Below are 14,889 nucleotides of genomic sequence, written 5' to 3'. Positions count from 1 at the left end.
GGGGTAGCGGCCCCGGATTCGTTACCTAAGTCCACCGTTGCACCTGAACCCGGTGCCGACCTAGGCAACGACAGGCCGGTCGTGACCTTTGACGGCCTCATGGTGCGTCGAAGAGTGGCGCTCGCGGTGCGGGCTGACGAAAATACCGACATCCCCGTTCTGCGCGCCGAGCTCGAGCGGCGGGCGACGGATGCCAGCCTGACGTTGTCAGATATCGCTTCTGAGGTGCTCCCGGTGGGGCTCCTCGATCAGGCCGTGCCCGCGCCGACAATGCTGCTGCCCGCTGGTACGGAGGCTGCCCAAGCGCGTGCCTTGGTCGGGCCAGCCGTGATCAGACCGGAAGAATCCGTTTCGACAGAATCGGCTACTGAGGATCCAACCTATTTCGTGGTCGACGTGCTGGTACACGATCTTCGGTTTGAGGTCGAGGCGGATGAACCGGCCCAAGCGGCCGATTTGATCGCGACGGAAGGCATAGTTGCGGACGCGATCGGCAGCTACGGCACGGCTCTCGGCGACGGCCTGCTCGCGGTCGACTATGTCGGACCGCTGCTCAGTGATCGCTTGATTGAGTCTGTGCGGATTGAAATCGCCCGCGGGGCCGGTACTGCCGCGTCCCAGGTAGCCGTGCGGCCCGAGTCGCTGACCGGGGTTGGTGTGGACATGGCAACCGAGCCGTTTCCAGCTCCCGCTGTCATCGCCCAAACTATGGTGGACCACGTTACCGACGTGATGGCCCCGGTGCCCGTCACACCCAGCCCGTGGATCGGGTACTGGATCGGCCTTTCAGTGCTGCTGTCTGCGACCATGGCAATCGTATTATGGAGCGGGTTTCAGCGGCGGCGTCGAACCCTGGTTACCGTATTCGAGCAGGAGCAATCCGATCAAGGGTCGCCATGACCGAGGTGCCGCCGCCCATCCAGGAGCGCACCTCGAGCGAGCCCCCGGCGACCTGGATGGTGTCGCGCATGATGCGCAGCCCGAGATGATTGTCGGGGGCGTCCGCGGACAGGTTAAACCCGCAGCCGTTGTCGTGAATCAGCAGGATGGTGCGGTCGTCATCCTGCATCAGGGTGAGTTCGAGGACGCCGGCCCTGGCATGCTTCATGGTGTTGGCGAGCACCTCGCGGGCCACCCGGTAGAACATGGCGGCACGGTCGCGGTCGAGGTCGCAGTCGTCCGGAATATGGAGTTTGACGACGATGCCCCGCTCGATCAGCGGTGCGGTCAGCCGGGTCAAGGCGGCGGGCAGGCCGAGTTCTTCGAGGTCGGGCGGGTACAGCTCGGTGGTCATGGCGCGCAGGGTTTGCACGTTTTTCTGCAGGATGGCTTTGGCCTGGCCGAACAACGCCCGGTTCTCGAGGGCGGAATGTCGTTCCTCGGCCTCGAGGGCGTAGGACAGCCCTGCAAGGTCCTGAATGACATCGTCGTGCAGGTCGCGCGCGATGCGCTGGCGCTCGAGGTCGGATGCCTCGATGGCGTGCTGCAGGAGCTGGCGCTTGGTTGATTGATGGTTTTGGATGCGTCGGGCCAGTTGCACCGCCGGAAACAACTGGGCCAGTTGCAGGGCACCGAGGGACAGCAGGAAGGCGGGGATGAGGCCGACGACGAGAGCGCTCTGTTCGTCGCGGACCGCGTCGTCGTTGAAGTAGGCCTCGAAGATGAGAGGGTCACCCCTCGCCGATGAAGCGCGCACATAGACCTCGACCAGCTCACCGGCCTCTTTCTCGTTCTCGTCGCCGGGATCGGTCTGTATCCCCAGGGTGGCCCGCCCCTTTCCGCTGGCGAGCAGCTCGGGCGCCCACGATGGAAGAGTGAATTCCTGGCCGATCAACTTCGGGACGTCAGAATACACGATGCGGCCTGAGGGATCCCATACCTTGACGCGCACGATCGATCCGTCGGAGATGCGGGGGGCCAATCGGTCATCCAGCCGCCGGGTCGCGCCGGGGTCACCCGCAATAATCGCATCGGAGAGGAGCGGCCCGACGGAGTAGTCGGCGAGGCGTTGGGCGTGCTGAATAGCATTGTCCATGGCATTGCGTACAGAGAGTTCACGTACCCAGAGGGCAGCCGGTATAGCCACGAAGACCATGGCCACTATGCCCACGGCCAGAAAACGGCCGACCGCGCTGCGCACCTCAGAGCGCTCAGCCGACCGGGTGCGGTCGATGCTACTGGCACGAGGCTGCGCAGGCGTCCACTTAGACATGCTGCGCCGGCACCAGACCAAGTCGGGTCGCGATAACCACTGCTTCGAGTTGCGAGTGTGCCCCAAGCTTGCCCAGGATCGCCTTGACGTAGCCGCGGCAGGTGTTCTCGGAAATTCCGAGAACCCTCGCGTTGGCCCGCACGTCGGAGCCCTCGCCCATCAGTCGAAGCACGGCGAGCTCACGCTTGGTCAGCTCGGGAAAGGGGATCTCTTCGCTGCGCTGCCGCCGCCGGGCACTCAGCAGGCTAACGAGGGACGGATGCACGAGGAAACCGCCGATGCGCGCGTGCCGCAGGGTGTCGAGCACCGTCGCGAGGGAGCCGTCTTTGGGTAGGAACGCGCAGACCCCGATCGCGGCGGCCTGCTCGAGAGCCTCGAGGGCCGGGTCGCCGGTGAGGATGACAATTCGGGTATGAGGAGCGCGGGCGAGGATGGCTGTGGCCGCGACGAGACCGCTGCCGTCGGGAAGGTGATAGTCCATGACGACGACGTCGGGGACCAATTCCAGGCAGGCGGCGATGCCGGTGGCCACGCTGTTGGCCGAGCCGACGCTGCACAAATCGGGTTCGCGATTGAGCGAACCAGTGAGAAGCTCGGCGAAGGTGGTGTGGTCGTCGACGATGAGAATACGAATTTGCCCCATCGGGGTTGTGCCGACCGTGGCCGAACCGGGAAGTGACGCGGTCGCCGTGGTCCCCTGCATGCCGGGTTCCATCGGGGACGTCTGCGCGCTCATCTGCGGGAACCTCTCTGCCCGTTCCTGAGCCTCGATGCTGACGGAGCACACCGTGCTATTCCGGTTGGCGCAATAAGTATCAGGACAACATGAGTTTTTGTCGAGTCCTGTCTCTTTGGCCCCCCATATGGTATAAAGGCCGACAGAGTCAGCTCAAGCGCGAGCGACGGCGCGTCGCAGAAATGACGTGACAACATCAGTAGCCTCCCGGAGGGAATCCGCGACCGGCTCTGGTCGCGAAGAAGAAGTAGTGGTGGCAGTGTGCCCAGGCTCGTTCGTCGGCGACAGGCGAAGCTGGTCGTGCAGCATGAGCAGGGCGGACAGCACGTCGGCCAGGTCGCCGTCCCCGTCTGCGGTCGCGTGCAGCAACCGGAGCTGGGCCGCGCGCAGAATCGGGCCGGGAGCGCAGCCCAACTCGTCCTGCATCGCGCGACGACAGCGGTTGTAGGCCTGCAGGCCTTCGGCGTGACGCCCGCTCGTCTCCAATCCGAGAATGAGGGCCGTCCAGGCTCGTTCGTTCAACGGCTCGTCGGCCAGTGCGAGGTTCGCGAAATCGAGGGCGTCATCGATGCGGTGCAGGGCTGCAGCTGTTTCCGAAGCGAGAATGCGGGCGCTGGTGAGGCGGGCGGCGTGCAGATCGCGGGCTTCCATTGCCCAGGCCGGCAGAAGTTCGTCGCCGAGCAGCGGTGCGGCGGCGAGGTCCAGAGCGCGCAGCAACAGGGGATACGCGAGGCCGGGAATGGTCTTCTGCGCACGCTGCAGGAGTATGTCGAACTGGTCGAGGTCGACGTCGACGAGCTCACGGTCCAACACGTAGCCGCCGGTCGTTGTTTGCAGCGGGCCGAATTTTCCCGCGCCGGGCTGCAGGTGGCGACGGAGAAGGCTCACATAGCTTTCGAGGGTGGGCAGGGCTTCGAGCGGAGCGCTGGCGCCCCAGAGCAGTTCGATGAGGCGGTCTTTGGAGACCGGCAAGCCGAGGTGCACGAGCAGAATTTCAAGGATCTGGCGGGGCTTGGGCCCGCCCAGCTCATGGGCGTGCAGCACGACAGACCCCCGTCGAACGCTGAGGTTTCCAAAGACGTGCACGCTCAAGTGGGCCATTGGTGTCGCGGTGGGCTGTTCTCGGGTGACGAATCCAGTTGTCATGCTGACCTCCACTGTTGGAATGTAACCATGGTGCCCGCATGCCGATGGGCGGGGTAGCCGCGTGTGGAGTAGACATTTACCCCCAATCTCGGGGGATATTCTCAGGGTGCGGTGTGGTGCCCCGTTCCGAGCGATAACCGCGCGCCCTGCGGGCCGTTCAGAACCAGGGCGATGGCCTGATTCGGGATCTCAAAGACCAGGGTTGCCAGAACGGATGTTCCGGCCGCCGCCTCCCGCTGATGCGGGCGAGCCCGCCGGGGACGGCGGTCGTGTCGCCAAACGCGGTGCTGGGCTTCGCGCCGTCGTCGAGGCGAACCAAACGCAGCGTCGCGTTTGTGGGAGTCATGGCGGAATCTTGGTGCCGGCACCATGGGAAAACCCTGCTGGGGTGATTGGGTCACCGCTTAGCTACTGATGGTTTCCGGGCCCGGGCCGGGAACGGGTTGGACGTTGCAGTGGGGGTTAGTGGTGCGGCGGCGGGGCGGGGGCGAGAATGGCGAGAACCATGAGACGGAGTGTACCCGGGTGCGCGCCAGACCTGACCGGGCCCGGTCCCGGAAACTGGGCCCATATTCTAGGCCGGGCCCGGGACTCACGGATTGGTGTCCACCGTCAAACTGTGCGTGCCGGCCGATCGCGCTGGCCCGCACGCACAATTCGGCCAGCGCCGGCGCGTGCCGCTGGCCGCGCCATCAGCTTCCGCGATCAGTGCTCGTCGGCTCCGAGTACGCGCAACGGCAGGTAGACCGAGCTACCCATCCTGGTGAACTCAGCCGATTTCTCCGCCATCCCGGCCTCGATCGCCTCGAGGCTGGTGAGGCCGTTCTCTGCGGCGTACACCCGAACATCTGCTGAAATGCGCATGGAACAGAATTTGGGACCGCACATGCTGCAGAAATGGGCGGCCTTGGCCGGGCCGGCGGGCAGCGTCTCGTCGTGAAAGCTTTGCGCGGTGTCGGGGTCGAGCGAGAGCGCGAACTGGTCGGTCCAACGAAACTCGAAGCGGGCCCGGCTGAGGGCGTCGTCGCGTTCCTGCGCGCGCGGATGCTGCTTGGCCAGGTCGGCGGAGTGGGCGGCGATCTTGTAGGTGATCACTCCGGTCTTCACGTCGTCGCGGCCCGGCAGGCCGAGGTGTTCCTTGGGGGTGACGTAACAGAGCATGGCGGTGCCGGCCTGGGCGATGATGGCCGCGCCGATCGCGCTCGTGATGTGGTCGTAGGCCGGGGCGATGTCGGTGGCGAGCGGGCCGAGCGTGTAGAACGGGGCTTCCTCGCAAAGTTCCTCCTCGAGGCGCACATTTTCGACGATCTTATGCATCGGCACGTGGCCGGGGCCTTCGATCATCACCTGCACGCCGTAGGATTTGGCGACTTTGGTGAGCTCGCCGAGGGTGCGCAGCTCGGCGAACTGGGCCTCGTCGTTGGCGTCGGCGATGGAGCCGGGACGCAGCCCGTCGCCGAGCGAGAAGGTCACGTCGTAGCGGCGCAGAATCTCGCACAGCTCCACGAAATGGGTGTAGAGAAAGCTCTCCTGATGGTGGGCGAGGCACCAGGCGGCCATGATCGAGCCGCCGCGGGAGACGATTCCGGTCACCCGATTGGCGGTGAGCGGCACGTAGCGCAGCAGCACTCCGGCGTGCACGGTCATGTAGTCCACGCCCTGCTCGCACTGCTCGATCACGGTGTCGCGGTAGATCTCCCAGGTGAGCAGGGCCGGGTCGCCGTTGACTTTTTCGACGGCCTGGTAGAGCGGAACGGTGCCCACCGGAATGGGCGAGTTGCGCATGATCCACTCGCGGGTGAGGTGGATGTCCTTGCCGGTGGAGAGGTCCATCAGGGTGTCGGCGCCCCAGCGGGCGGCCCAGACCATTTTTTCGACCTCTTCGGCGATCGACGAGGTCACGGCGGAGTTGCCGATGTTCGCGTTGATCTTCACGGTGAAGGCCTTGCCGATGATCATCGGCTCGCTCTCGGGGTGCATGCGGTTGGCCGGAATGACCGCGCGGCCGCGGGCTACCTCGTCGCGCACGAGCTCGACAGAGACGCCCTCGCGGGCGGCGATGTAGGCCATCTCCGGGGTGACGATGCCGGCCCGGGCCCAGACCAGCTGGGTCGCAGCGCCGTCGATGGGCAGCGGATGCTCCCACCCGGCCCGGGTCTTCGGCAGCCCCTTCTCGAGGTCGATCGTGGCCGTGTCATCGGTGTATGGGCCGGACGTGTCGTACAGGTCGAAGTGTTCGCCGTTGCTGAGGTTCACCCGGCGAACCGGAATTTCGAGCCCTGGCCAGGCCGGCACCGGTTCGTAGCGTTTGCTGCTGCCCTGGATCGGGCCGGTGGTGACGGTTTCAGACATGGAGATTTCGTCAAGTGTGCGCATGTTCTCGAACTTCCTACGCCGGCATTACCCGGACAGGTTCAACGGTCGACGGCCCTGGCCGTCCTCTCAGCTCGCTGGTGCGCGCTCCCGTGGGTTGTGTGTCTTCTGACTCCTTCACCCTAGCGTGAGTCCTGTCCATGCTCGCGGCGGCCGGCGTGCTGGCGGCGCGCCGGGCATCCGTTCAGCGGGCGAGGGAGGCGAGTTCGGCGCGGGTCGAGGCGCCGACCTTGCGCAGCAGGTTGGCCACGTGAAACTTCACGGTGTTCTCGCTGATGGTCAGCGCCTCGGCAATCGCCTTGTTGCGCGCGCCCGACGCCACAAGCTCGAGCACGCCGCGCTCGCGCGGGCTGAGGCCCCAGGCTGCCGCCGCCGAAACGGATGCCGTGGGCGCGTCGAGCGGCAGCGACACCGCCATCTCCGACCCCCAGCCGGCGGTCGCCTCGACACCCAGCGTTCCGCTGAGCGCCACGACGCGGGCGGCCAGCTGGCGAACGCTCGGAACCTCGGCGTCGAGGTCGCCCGGTCCGTCGTCGCGAATGCGAATCAGCAGGTTGCTGCCGTCGCAGTCCCACTGAACGCGCACCCGCGCGACCCCGGTCTGCTCGACTAGGGCGAGCACGGCGCCGCGCACGATGGCCCTGGCCTCGTGGGCGACTTCGCCGGGCAGCGCGCGGCCGTTGACCGGCGGCTCGATGAACTGCACGTCGAGGTCGCCGAAGCGCACCAGCGGACGCAGGTCATTTTTGAGACGTTCGAAGGCGCGGGCAACAGGTTCTTCGGTGAGGCTCCGGTCGAGGTCGCTCACCGCGCGCAGGGCGACCATCGCCGCGGCGGCGAGTTCGGTGGCCTTCTGGCGGGCAGCGGTGTCACTCGTGCTGCTCGAGCGCAGCACGGCGAGCAGGGATTCCAGCGTGGTCGCGTGCGCGTCCGTGAGGTCGGCGATGAGCTTGGAGCGTTCGGCGGCCATGCTGCGCGCGGTCTGCACGGGTGAATCGGCGAGGAAGGTCATACGGATAGCCTATCCGAACCGTCCGTGGAGCCTGCCCGGAGCCATTCGTTTGGGTAGTAAAACCATTCGTTTGGCGGGCCGCACGCCCACTCGAAAGAGTGAAGTATTGACCCATGACCGAAACTACAACCACCCCCACCACAGCGGATGCCCTCGGTCTCATTTTCGCCGAGAATGGCCGCGTCGTGGACGCGCTGCGGGCGGCATCCGCTTCTGTGGTGCTGGATGACGCGGCGAGTCTGCTCGCTGTGGCACCGCGGGTGTTCGTGCTGGGAGCCGGCCGTTCCGGGCTGGCATTGAAGATGACCGCGATGCGGCTCATGCACCTGGGCCTTGACGTGCACGTGGTCGGCGAGGTCACCAGCCCGGCGATTGCGCAGGGCGACCTGCTGCTGGTGGCCAGCGGATCCGGAACGACGGGCGCCATCGTGCGCGCCGCCGAGACGGCTCACGGTGTGGGTGCGAACATTCTCGCGCTGACCACGGCGCCGGAGTCGCCCCTCGGGCACCTCGCCGCGGTGACCGTGGTCATCCCCGCGGCCGCCAAGCAGGACCACGCCGGGCAGGTGTCGGCGCAGTACTCGGGCGGGCTGTTCGAACAGTCCGTGCTGCTGGTGGGCGACGCCCTATTCCACACGCTCTGGCAGCGAAGCGGTGCGACGGCCGCCGAGCTCTGGCCGCGTCACGCCAACCTCGAGTAACAAACCGGATAGGGCCCAGGCCCCGTCCCGAAAACCACAGACCGCTTACCCCAACTGAAAGTAGAACCCCATGAAGCTTCAGGTAGCAATGGACGTACTGACCACCGACGCCGCGCTCGCGCTCGCCGCGCAGGTCGCCCCGCACGTCGACATCATCGAGCTCGGCACCCCGCTGATCAAGGCCGAGGGCCTGCGCGCCGTCACCGCGATCAAAGCCGCGCACCCCGACAAGATCGTCTTCGCCGACCTCAAGACGATGGATGCCGGCGAGCTCGAAGCCGACATCGCCTTCGCCGCCGGCGCCGACCTCGTGACGGTGCTCGGCACGGCCGGAGACAGCACCATCATCGGAGCCGTCGCCGCCGCGACCAAGCACGGTAAGGGCATCGTCGTCGACCTGATCGGCGTTGCCGACAAGGTCACCCGCGCCCGCGAGGTCACCGCGCTCGGTGCCCAGTTCGTCGAAATGCACGCCGGACTCGACGAGCAGGCCGAGCCCGGATTCTCGCTCGCGAAGCTGCTCAACCAGGGCGAAACCGCCAAGGTTCCGTTCTCGCTGGCCGGTGGCGTGAGCCTGGCGACCATCGCCTCGGTGCAGCGCGCCGGCGCATCCGTTGCCGTCGCAGGCGGCGCCATCTACGGCGCCGATGACCCGGCCGCCGCCGCTGCCGCCCTGCGCGCCGCGATCATCTAGAGTCGCGTCTTCTCGGTGCCGTCCCGCTTCGCGCGGGGCGGCACTTTCGCGTTAACGTCCCGGTCGCATCAAGCGGATGCCCGCGCCACGCGCCGGAATCTCGGTGGGCGCCGCTAGGCTGGTGGCGCCCAGACCAGGTGGCGGCATCGTCGCCGCGAGAGGACGCGCACCCCGCATGACCAGCACAATTTTCGACCGAGCCCGGCCCGCGGCATCCGTTGTCGCAGCCTCACTCGTCGGCACCCGGCAGGGCTCCTTCTGGCTCGACGACCTCGCGCCGCGTGCGAACTACCCTCGGCTCTCCGGCAACCTCAACTGCGACCTGGCGATCGTCGGCGGCGGCTACCTCGGCTTGTGGAGCGCGGTGCTGGCCAAACAACAGAATCCGGCGGCGCGCGTGGTGCTGCTGGAGGCGCGCACGGTCGGCTGGGCGGCATCCGGTCGCAACGGCGGTTTCTGCGAGGCGAGCCTCACCCACGGCGAAGAGAACGGGCGCACGCGCTGGCCGCAGGAGATCGACCGGCTGACCGAGCTCGGTAATGAGAACCTCGACGAAATCGAGCGAGCCGTGGCCGCACTCGGCCTGGACTGTGATTTCGAGCGCACCGGCGCCATCGACCTCGCCATCGAGGAGCACCAGGTGGAGTGGCTGCGCGAGGAGACGGCCGACGAGAACACCGTGTTTCTCGACCAGGCGGCCGTGCAGGCCGAGGTCGCGTCTCCGACCTACCTGGCCGGGGTCTGGCACAAGCGCAGCAATGCTCTCGTGCATCCGGGCAAGCTCGCCGCCGAGCTGGCTCGCGTGGCCACCTCCAGCGGGGTCGAAATCTTCGAGAACTCGCTCGTGCAAAACCTCGACACGACCGGACTGACCGCGGCGCAGGGCACCCGGGTTGTGACGGCGGGCGGCTCCGTGACTGCCCAGAAGACGGCTCTGGCCACAAACGTCTTTCCGTCGCTACTCAAGCGCAACAAACTCGCAACCGTGCCGGTCTACGACTACGTGCTCATGACCGAACCACTGAATGCCGACCAACTCGCCGCGATCGGCTGGCAGCACCGGCAGGGGCTCAGTGACCTGGCTAACCAGTTTCACTACTACCGGCTGAGCGCCGACAACCGCATTCTGTTCGGGGGCTACGACGCCGTCTATCACTATGGGCGTAAAGTACGCAGCGGGTATGAGAACCGCCCCGAGACCTTCGCCAAGCTCGCGAGCCACTTCTTCACGACGTTTCCGCAGCTGGCCGGGGTGCGTTTCAGCCATAAGTGGGCCGGTGCCATCGACACCTCCACGCAGTTCTGCGCGTTCTTCGGCCAGGCGCGCGGCGGGCGCATCAGCTACGCGGCCGGATTCACCGGCCTCGGGGTCGGCGCCACGCACTTCGCCGCTCAGGTCATGCTCGACCAGCTGGCTGGCCGCGCCACCGAGCGCACTGAACTGGCCATGGTGCGCGGTCGTCCGCTGCCGTTTCCGCCGGAGCCGATCGCATCCGCTGGGATTCAGGCCACGCGCTGGGCGCTCAACCGGGCCGACCACAACCGCGGCAAGCGCAATGCCTTGCTGAAAACCCTCGACGCGCTGGGCCTCGGCTTTGACTCCTAGCCGCTAGGGCGTCAGCCGAGCAGCAACCGGCCGAGCTGGTCGGTCGAGTGCACGACCGCCGTAGCAGCCTCGGCCTCAGCCGGAGAGCCGTAGCCCCACTCCACCAGAATGGCCGGAATGCCGTTGGCCTGGGCACCGATGGCGTCGTAGCTGCGGTCGCCGACCATGACGGCGCCGCTGGTGTCGACGCCGGTCGCGGCCAGCCGGGCGAGAGCCTCGGCGACGATGTCGGCTTTCCTGCTGCGGGTGTCATCGGCGGAGGCACCGACCGTGGCCGTGAAATACTTCGCTAGGTCGAAGTGCGTGAGAATGGCGATGGCACTCAGCTCGGGCTTGCTGGTGGCGAGGGCGAGCGGGATACCCGTCGCGTGAATGCGCTCGAGTAGACCGGCGATGCCGGGAAAGACAGCCGTGTCGAGGGCAGCAGCGCCGTGATACTCAGCCCGATAGACCGCGATGGCCTCCACGGCTTCGTCTGCGGTCATTCCCGCATATTCCTGGAAGGCGTCGAACATGGGCGGGCCGACGTAGGCGAGCAGTTCGGCAGCGGACGGAACCGGACGCCCGAGCAGCGTGAAAGTGCGAGCCAGCGAGCTGGTGATCGCCGGGGCGGAGTCAGTGATGGTTCCGTCGAGGTCGAAGAGGATGGCGCTCCAGGTGCGCGTCAATGTTGCGTTCATTCGGCATAGCCTAGGTGTTCTGGAGGCAATGTACCCCATTTGCCCATTCTGCTCAGCCTTTCCACGGTTAAGCGCGGTCGAGGCTGCGCTGTCGATCTGCTCAAGCGTGACTGGGTCGACAGCACGGTGCTGGTCAACCACCCGGACGGCGCCGACAACACCTTCCCGCACGGCACGCTCGAGTACTGCGCGAGCAATGGCGTGCGGCTGCAGGCCTGGGGCGCACTCGCCCAGGGCCGGTATTCCGGGGCGACGGGCACGGCGGCCGAGGAGGCGGCATCCGCTTTGGTGCAGACGCTGGCCGAGGTGAAGAACACGACCCGCGAGGCCATCGTTCTTGGCTGGCTGATGCGGCACCCCGCGCACATCGACCCCGTCCTCGGATCGAGCGATCCGGCGCGCATTCGGGCCTGCGGGGATGCAACCGCGCAGGCAGCGGCAATGACCCGCGACGAGTGGTTCGCGCTGTACCTTGCGGCCCGCGGGCGCCCGCTGCCCTAAAAGAGTTTCGAGGCCGTATCGTCGAGGCCGCGCATGGCGTCATAGTCGAGCAGCAGACAGCGGATGCCGCGATCCTCCGCCAACTTGCGGGCCTGCGGTTTGATCGTCTGCGCGGCAAAAACCCCACTGACCGGCGCCAAATGCGGGTCGCGATTCATGAGTTCGAGGTAGCGCGTGAGCTGTTCCACCCCGTCGATATCACCATTTCGCTTGAGTTCTACCGCGACAGATCGGCCGGCGGCATCCTGCGCGAGGATATCGACCGGCCCGATGGCGGTCATGTACTCGCGGCGCACGAAGGTGAAACCCTCGCCGAGCAGATGAATGTGCTCGGCCAACAGCTTCTGCAGGTGCGACTCCGCGCCGTCCTTGATCAGGCCGGGGTCGATGCCGAGTTCGTGGGCCGAGTCGTGCTGCACGTCGTAGACGCTGACCACGAGTTGGTCGGCGGTCTTGGCGTGGGTGACCGTCCAGAGGGCGGTGATGCCGGCATCCGCTTGATCGCCGTCGGGCTCGGAGATGGCGATCGAGCAGGGTGGGCTCATCCAGTTCAGCGGTTTGTAGGAGCCACCGTCGGAGTGCACGAGCACGCTGCCATCGGACTTGATCATCAGCAAGCGGGTGGCCAGCGGCAGGTGCGCGCTGAGACGCCCGGCATAGTCAACGGAGCATTTCGCAATTACAAGGCGCACTGAACGAGTTTATCCTGGTCGCCTTCGGCCTCTCATCGGCACGGGCCTCGGCGACCGCGCTCACGGGTCGGGCGGCTCAGAAAACTCGCATTGCGATCTCGGCCGGGGCGGCGAGTAGTGCCGCTATCTCGTCGTCGAGTCGCACCAGCGTGATCGAGGCACCGGCCATGTCGAGCGAGGTGCAGTACTCGCCGACATAGTTACGTCCCACGGTCATGCCCAGCGCGGTGAGCCGCTTGTGGATGATCCCGTAGAGAATGTACAGCTCACTGATCGGCGTGCCGCCGAGGCCGTTCACCATCACGGCGACCCGGTCCCCGCTGACGAATGGCAGGTCGGGAACGATCGCGCTGAGCAGCTCGTCCACGATCTCGTCGGCGGGCATCCATTTGGCCCGGCGTCGCCCCGGTTCGCCGTGGATGCCGACGCCGATCTCGATCTCGTCGTCGCCGAGGGCAAACAGGGGTTCCCCCCGGGCGGGAGGAGTGCAGGCCGTCAGCGCGACACCCATGGTGCGGGTGACGGAGTTGACCTTTTCGCCGATGCGCACCAGCTCGTCGAGGTCGGCACCGGACTCCGCCGCGGCTCCAACGGCCTTCATCACGAAGAAGTTGCCGGCCACTCCGCGGCGGCCGACGGTGTAGGTGGAGTCCTGCACCGACACGTCATCGTCGATGAACAGCGTGCGCACCTGGATGCCGTCGGCGCTGGATACCTCCTCGGCCATCTCGAACGCCATCCGGTCTCCGGTGTAGTTGTTGACCAGGAGCAGCACCCCCTTGTCGGAGGCGAGGAGCTTGGTGGACTCGATAATGAAGTCGATCGGCGGGGCGGCAAAGACGTCTCCAGGGCACGCGCCGTCCAGCATCCCCTTACCGACCGTCATCACGTGGGCTGGCTCATGGCCGGAGCCGGAGCCCTGAATGATGGTGACCTTGTCGTGGTTGGGGGCATCCGCTCGATGGATGAGGTGATATTCGGGAACGTAGCGCAGGGTGTCGGGGTTCGCGAGCGCGATGCCCTCGAGCATCTCGGGAACGAACTGCTGGGGGTCGTTGATGAACTTCTTCATGATGTCTCCACGTCGTTGTCGGGATCGGATGGTTATCGGTGGGCTAGTTGGCCCAGGTTCGGGCGAGGCGCTCGACCAGCACCGCAATGGCGATCGCGCCGGCGTCGGGCGATCCCACGCTGCGCTCGCCGGTGTAGCTCGCGCGCCCGCGCCGGGCCTGGAGCAGGCTCGTGGCTTGTGCGGCCTCCCGAGCGGAGACCGCCATCTTGCCCAGAGCAGTCTTGGCGTCGTCGCCGGCCGCAAATGCGGCCTCGAGCGTGTCGACGGCGGGCACGAAAGCATCGAGCAGGGTTTTGTCACCGACATCGGACTTACCGCGGTACTTGATCCCTTCGATGGCCGCGCGCAGCGCGGTGATGGTGTCCGCCGGGCTGACCTCGTTTCGGCCCTTGAGCGCGGTGCCGGCGCGCAGGAATGCCGTTCCCCAGAGCGGCCCCGACGTTCCCCCGATGGTGCTGGTGATGACGATCGCGATCTTGCTCAGGAACACCCCGGGGTCCGTGCGGTCAACGCCGTCCCAGCCGGAGAGCACAACCTCGAAACCGCGGGCCAGGGAGTAGCCGAAGTCCCCGTCACCGACAACTGAGTCAAGTTCGCCGAAGTATTTCTCGTTGACGAGGGCCTCCTCGGCGATGGAGCGCACCACGAATTCAGTCGCGTTCAGGGAACTGGTCATGATTCTTCCTCCTGGTTGGGGGCGCGCAGCAGCATCGAAAGGTCGCCCAGCGTCACGAAACCGTTCGGCACCACGCCGGCAGGAGAGCCCAGCACGGTTGCGAGTTCGCCATCCGGGTCGCCGAGCGAGGTGACGACGAGGGCAGCACCGTCAAAGTTCTCATCGACGGTGTAACTGCTCACTGTGACGAGGGTGCGCAACCCGGCAGCGCGGGCGGCGCGCAGGCCGTTGTTACTGTCCTCGATGACGATCGCCTCGTCGGTGCTCACACCGAGGTGCTCCAAGGCATAGGCGTAGATGTCCGGCGCAGGTTTCTTGGCGACCACGATGTCTCCTGCGAATACCTGGAACTGCGCGGCCAGGGACTCGCCCACCGCGTGGGTCAGCACTGCCCGCACGGAGGGTTCGGCCGAGGTTGAGGCGACCGCGAGCATCCAGCCGGCAGCAGCCGCCTCGGCGACGATCCGGGCGATCCCTGGGCGGGCGGGCAGCGCTCCGACAGCGATCAGGTCGGTGTAAATCTGGGTCTTGCGCCGATGCCAGGTGGCGACGGTTTCTTGTTGCCGGGCCGGATCGGCGGGAAGATTGGCCGCCTGAACGAAGTCCGGCGTGAGCAGGCTCGTAAGGCGTTCCTTGCCACCGCCGATCAGCAACTTCTCGGCGTAATCCTCCTCGCTCCAGTGCACGGGCAGTCCGAACTCCGCGAAGCTGGCGTTGAAGGCGGGCAGGTGTCCGTGGCGTTCGGTGTCGGCGAGTACGCCGTCGCAGTCGAAGATCAGTGCCGGCAT

At 66.5% G+C, this 14,889-nt stretch carries 16 protein-coding genes and 1 riboswitch; of the genes, 5 read left to right on the top strand and 11 right to left on the bottom strand.

Annotated features, from left to right (window positions below; translation table 11 throughout):
• Nucleotides 1-114 precede the first annotated feature (114 nt).
• Nucleotides 115-900, top strand: coding sequence for a hypothetical protein (locus E3T35_RS18745; protein ID WP_134380638.1), 786 nt, complete (start codon nucleotides 115-117; stop codon nucleotides 898-900).
• Here the strand turns inward: E3T35_RS18745 and E3T35_RS18740 are convergent.
• From E3T35_RS18740 to E3T35_RS18715, 6 genes are all read right to left on the bottom strand, one after another.
• Nucleotides 857-2,212: a sensor histidine kinase gene (locus tag E3T35_RS18740; RefSeq protein WP_134344860.1), complete on the bottom strand. Its 1,356-nt coding sequence runs from the start codon at nucleotides 2,210-2,212 to the stop codon at nucleotides 857-859. The two genes, E3T35_RS18745 and E3T35_RS18740, sit on opposite strands and share 44 nt — an antisense overlap.
• Nucleotides 2,205-2,948 carry a response regulator transcription factor gene (locus E3T35_RS18735; RefSeq protein ID WP_134344861.1) on the bottom strand — a complete coding sequence of 248 codons (744 nt, stop codon included), beginning with the start codon at nucleotides 2,946-2,948 and terminating at the stop codon, nucleotides 2,205-2,207. The genes E3T35_RS18740 and E3T35_RS18735 overlap by 8 nt, the downstream gene beginning before the upstream one ends.
• Nucleotides 2,949-3,101: 153 nt before the next feature.
• A complete protein-coding gene (locus E3T35_RS18730; RefSeq protein WP_241987691.1) occupies nucleotides 3,102-4,094 on the bottom strand; it encodes a BTAD domain-containing putative transcriptional regulator in 993 nt (330 codons plus the stop codon).
• A 157-nt stretch (nucleotides 4,095-4,251) separates the two neighbouring features.
• Nucleotides 4,252-4,440, bottom strand: coding sequence for a hypothetical protein (locus E3T35_RS19435; protein WP_166790011.1), 189 nt, complete (start codon nucleotides 4,438-4,440; stop codon nucleotides 4,252-4,254).
• A gap of 359 nt (nucleotides 4,441-4,799) precedes the next feature.
• The gene (gene thiC / locus E3T35_RS18720; protein WP_134344863.1) at nucleotides 4,800-6,470 is read right to left on the bottom strand and encodes a phosphomethylpyrimidine synthase ThiC; all 1,671 of its coding nucleotides are present in this window, start codon (nucleotides 6,468-6,470) and stop codon (nucleotides 4,800-4,802) included.
• A riboswitch (TPP riboswitch) is annotated at nucleotides 6,464-6,572 on the bottom strand. Its footprint overlaps the gene before it by 7 nt.
• A 79-nt stretch (nucleotides 6,573-6,651) precedes the next feature.
• The gene (locus E3T35_RS18715; protein ID WP_134344864.1) at nucleotides 6,652-7,479 is read right to left on the bottom strand and encodes a LuxR C-terminal-related transcriptional regulator; all 828 of its coding nucleotides are present in this window, start codon (nucleotides 7,477-7,479) and stop codon (nucleotides 6,652-6,654) included.
• Between the two features lie 113 nt (nucleotides 7,480-7,592).
• Between E3T35_RS18715 and hxlB the strand changes: the two genes are divergently transcribed.
• From hxlB to E3T35_RS18700, 3 genes are all read left to right on the top strand, one after another.
• Entirely contained in the window at nucleotides 7,593-8,180 is a 588-nt protein-coding gene (gene hxlB / locus E3T35_RS18710; protein WP_092338519.1) for a 6-phospho-3-hexuloisomerase, read from the top strand.
• A 70-nt stretch (nucleotides 8,181-8,250) separates the two neighbouring features.
• Nucleotides 8,251-8,874, top strand: a complete 624-nt coding sequence (hxlA, locus tag E3T35_RS18705; protein ID WP_092338521.1) for a 3-hexulose-6-phosphate synthase — start codon at nucleotides 8,251-8,253, stop codon at nucleotides 8,872-8,874.
• 175 nt (nucleotides 8,875-9,049) lie between these two features.
• Nucleotides 9,050-10,480, top strand: coding sequence for an FAD-binding oxidoreductase (locus E3T35_RS18700; protein WP_134380635.1), 1,431 nt, complete (start codon nucleotides 9,050-9,052; stop codon nucleotides 10,478-10,480).
• A gap of 11 nt (nucleotides 10,481-10,491) precedes the next feature.
• On the opposite strand, the gene E3T35_RS18695 is transcribed toward E3T35_RS18700, so the two are convergent.
• Nucleotides 10,492-11,160 carry an HAD hydrolase-like protein gene (locus E3T35_RS18695; RefSeq protein WP_134344867.1) on the bottom strand — a complete coding sequence of 223 codons (669 nt, stop codon included), beginning with the start codon at nucleotides 11,158-11,160 and terminating at the stop codon, nucleotides 10,492-10,494.
• A gap of 39 nt (nucleotides 11,161-11,199) precedes the next feature.
• On the opposite strand from E3T35_RS18695, the gene E3T35_RS18690 reads away from it, so the two are divergent.
• Nucleotides 11,200-11,661 carry an aldo/keto reductase gene (locus E3T35_RS18690; RefSeq protein WP_134344868.1) on the top strand — a complete coding sequence of 154 codons (462 nt, stop codon included), beginning with the start codon at nucleotides 11,200-11,202 and terminating at the stop codon, nucleotides 11,659-11,661.
• Here the strand turns inward: E3T35_RS18690 and nucS are convergent.
• The 4 genes from nucS to E3T35_RS18670 all read right to left on the bottom strand — a co-directional run bounded on the left by nucS (nucleotide 11,658) and on the right by E3T35_RS18670 (nucleotide 14,889).
• Entirely contained in the window at nucleotides 11,658-12,353 is a 696-nt protein-coding gene (gene nucS, locus E3T35_RS18685) for an endonuclease NucS (RefSeq protein ID WP_134344869.1), read from the bottom strand. The two genes, E3T35_RS18690 and nucS, sit on opposite strands and share 4 nt — an antisense overlap.
• A 76-nt stretch (nucleotides 12,354-12,429) precedes the next feature.
• Nucleotides 12,430-13,425 carry a dihydroxyacetone kinase subunit DhaK gene (dhaK, locus tag E3T35_RS18680; RefSeq protein ID WP_134344870.1) on the bottom strand — a complete coding sequence of 332 codons (996 nt, stop codon included), beginning with the start codon at nucleotides 13,423-13,425 and terminating at the stop codon, nucleotides 12,430-12,432.
• 43 nt (nucleotides 13,426-13,468) lie between these two features.
• Nucleotides 13,469-14,101: a dihydroxyacetone kinase subunit DhaL gene (dhaL, locus tag E3T35_RS18675; protein ID WP_134380632.1), complete on the bottom strand. Its 633-nt coding sequence runs from the start codon at nucleotides 14,099-14,101 to the stop codon at nucleotides 13,469-13,471.
• The gene (locus E3T35_RS18670; RefSeq protein WP_134344871.1) at nucleotides 14,098-14,889 is read right to left on the bottom strand and encodes an HAD-IA family hydrolase; all 792 of its coding nucleotides are present in this window, start codon (nucleotides 14,887-14,889) and stop codon (nucleotides 14,098-14,100) included. The genes dhaL and E3T35_RS18670 overlap by 4 nt, the downstream gene beginning before the upstream one ends.

The organism is Cryobacterium sp. TMT1-2-2, assembly GCF_004403505.1.
GTDB classification, from domain to species: Bacteria; Actinomycetota; Actinomycetes; order Actinomycetales; family Microbacteriaceae; genus Cryobacterium; species Cryobacterium flavum.
Note: the sequence above shows the minus strand (reverse complement) of the source record. Positions and strands in the feature narration are given on the sequence as shown.

Coding starts and splice junctions, on each gene's coding strand:
- E3T35_RS18740 (WP_134344860.1), bottom strand. CDS start 2,212: ATGTCTAAGTGGACGCCTGCGCAGCCTCGTGCCAGTAGCATCGACCGC.
- E3T35_RS18735 (WP_134344861.1), bottom strand. CDS start 2,948: ATGAGCGCGCAGACGTCCCCGATGGAACCCGGCATGCAGGGGACCACG.
- E3T35_RS18730 (WP_241987691.1), bottom strand. CDS start 4,094: ATGACAACTGGATTCGTCACCCGAGAACAGCCCACCGCGACACCAATG.
- E3T35_RS19435 (WP_166790011.1), bottom strand. CDS start 4,440: ATGACTCCCACAAACGCGACGCTGCGTTTGGTTCGCCTCGACGACGGC.
- thiC (WP_134344863.1), bottom strand. CDS start 6,470: ATGCGCACACTTGACGAAATCTCCATGTCTGAAACCGTCACCACCGGC.
- E3T35_RS18715 (WP_134344864.1), bottom strand. CDS start 7,479: ATGACCTTCCTCGCCGATTCACCCGTGCAGACCGCGCGCAGCATGGCC.
- hxlB (WP_092338519.1), top strand. CDS start 7,593: ATGACCGAAACTACAACCACCCCCACCACAGCGGATGCCCTCGGTCTC.
- hxlA (WP_092338521.1), top strand. CDS start 8,251: ATGAAGCTTCAGGTAGCAATGGACGTACTGACCACCGACGCCGCGCTC.
- E3T35_RS18700 (WP_134380635.1), top strand. CDS start 9,050: ATGACCAGCACAATTTTCGACCGAGCCCGGCCCGCGGCATCCGTTGTC.
- E3T35_RS18695 (WP_134344867.1), bottom strand. CDS start 11,160: ATGAACGCAACATTGACGCGCACCTGGAGCGCCATCCTCTTCGACCTC.
- dhaK (WP_134344870.1), bottom strand. CDS start 13,425: ATGAAGAAGTTCATCAACGACCCCCAGCAGTTCGTTCCCGAGATGCTC.
- dhaL (WP_134380632.1), bottom strand. CDS start 14,101: ATGACCAGTTCCCTGAACGCGACTGAATTCGTGGTGCGCTCCATCGCC.
- E3T35_RS18670 (WP_134344871.1), bottom strand. CDS start 14,889: ATGCCGGCACTGATCTTCGACTGCGACGGCGTACTCGCCGACACCGAA.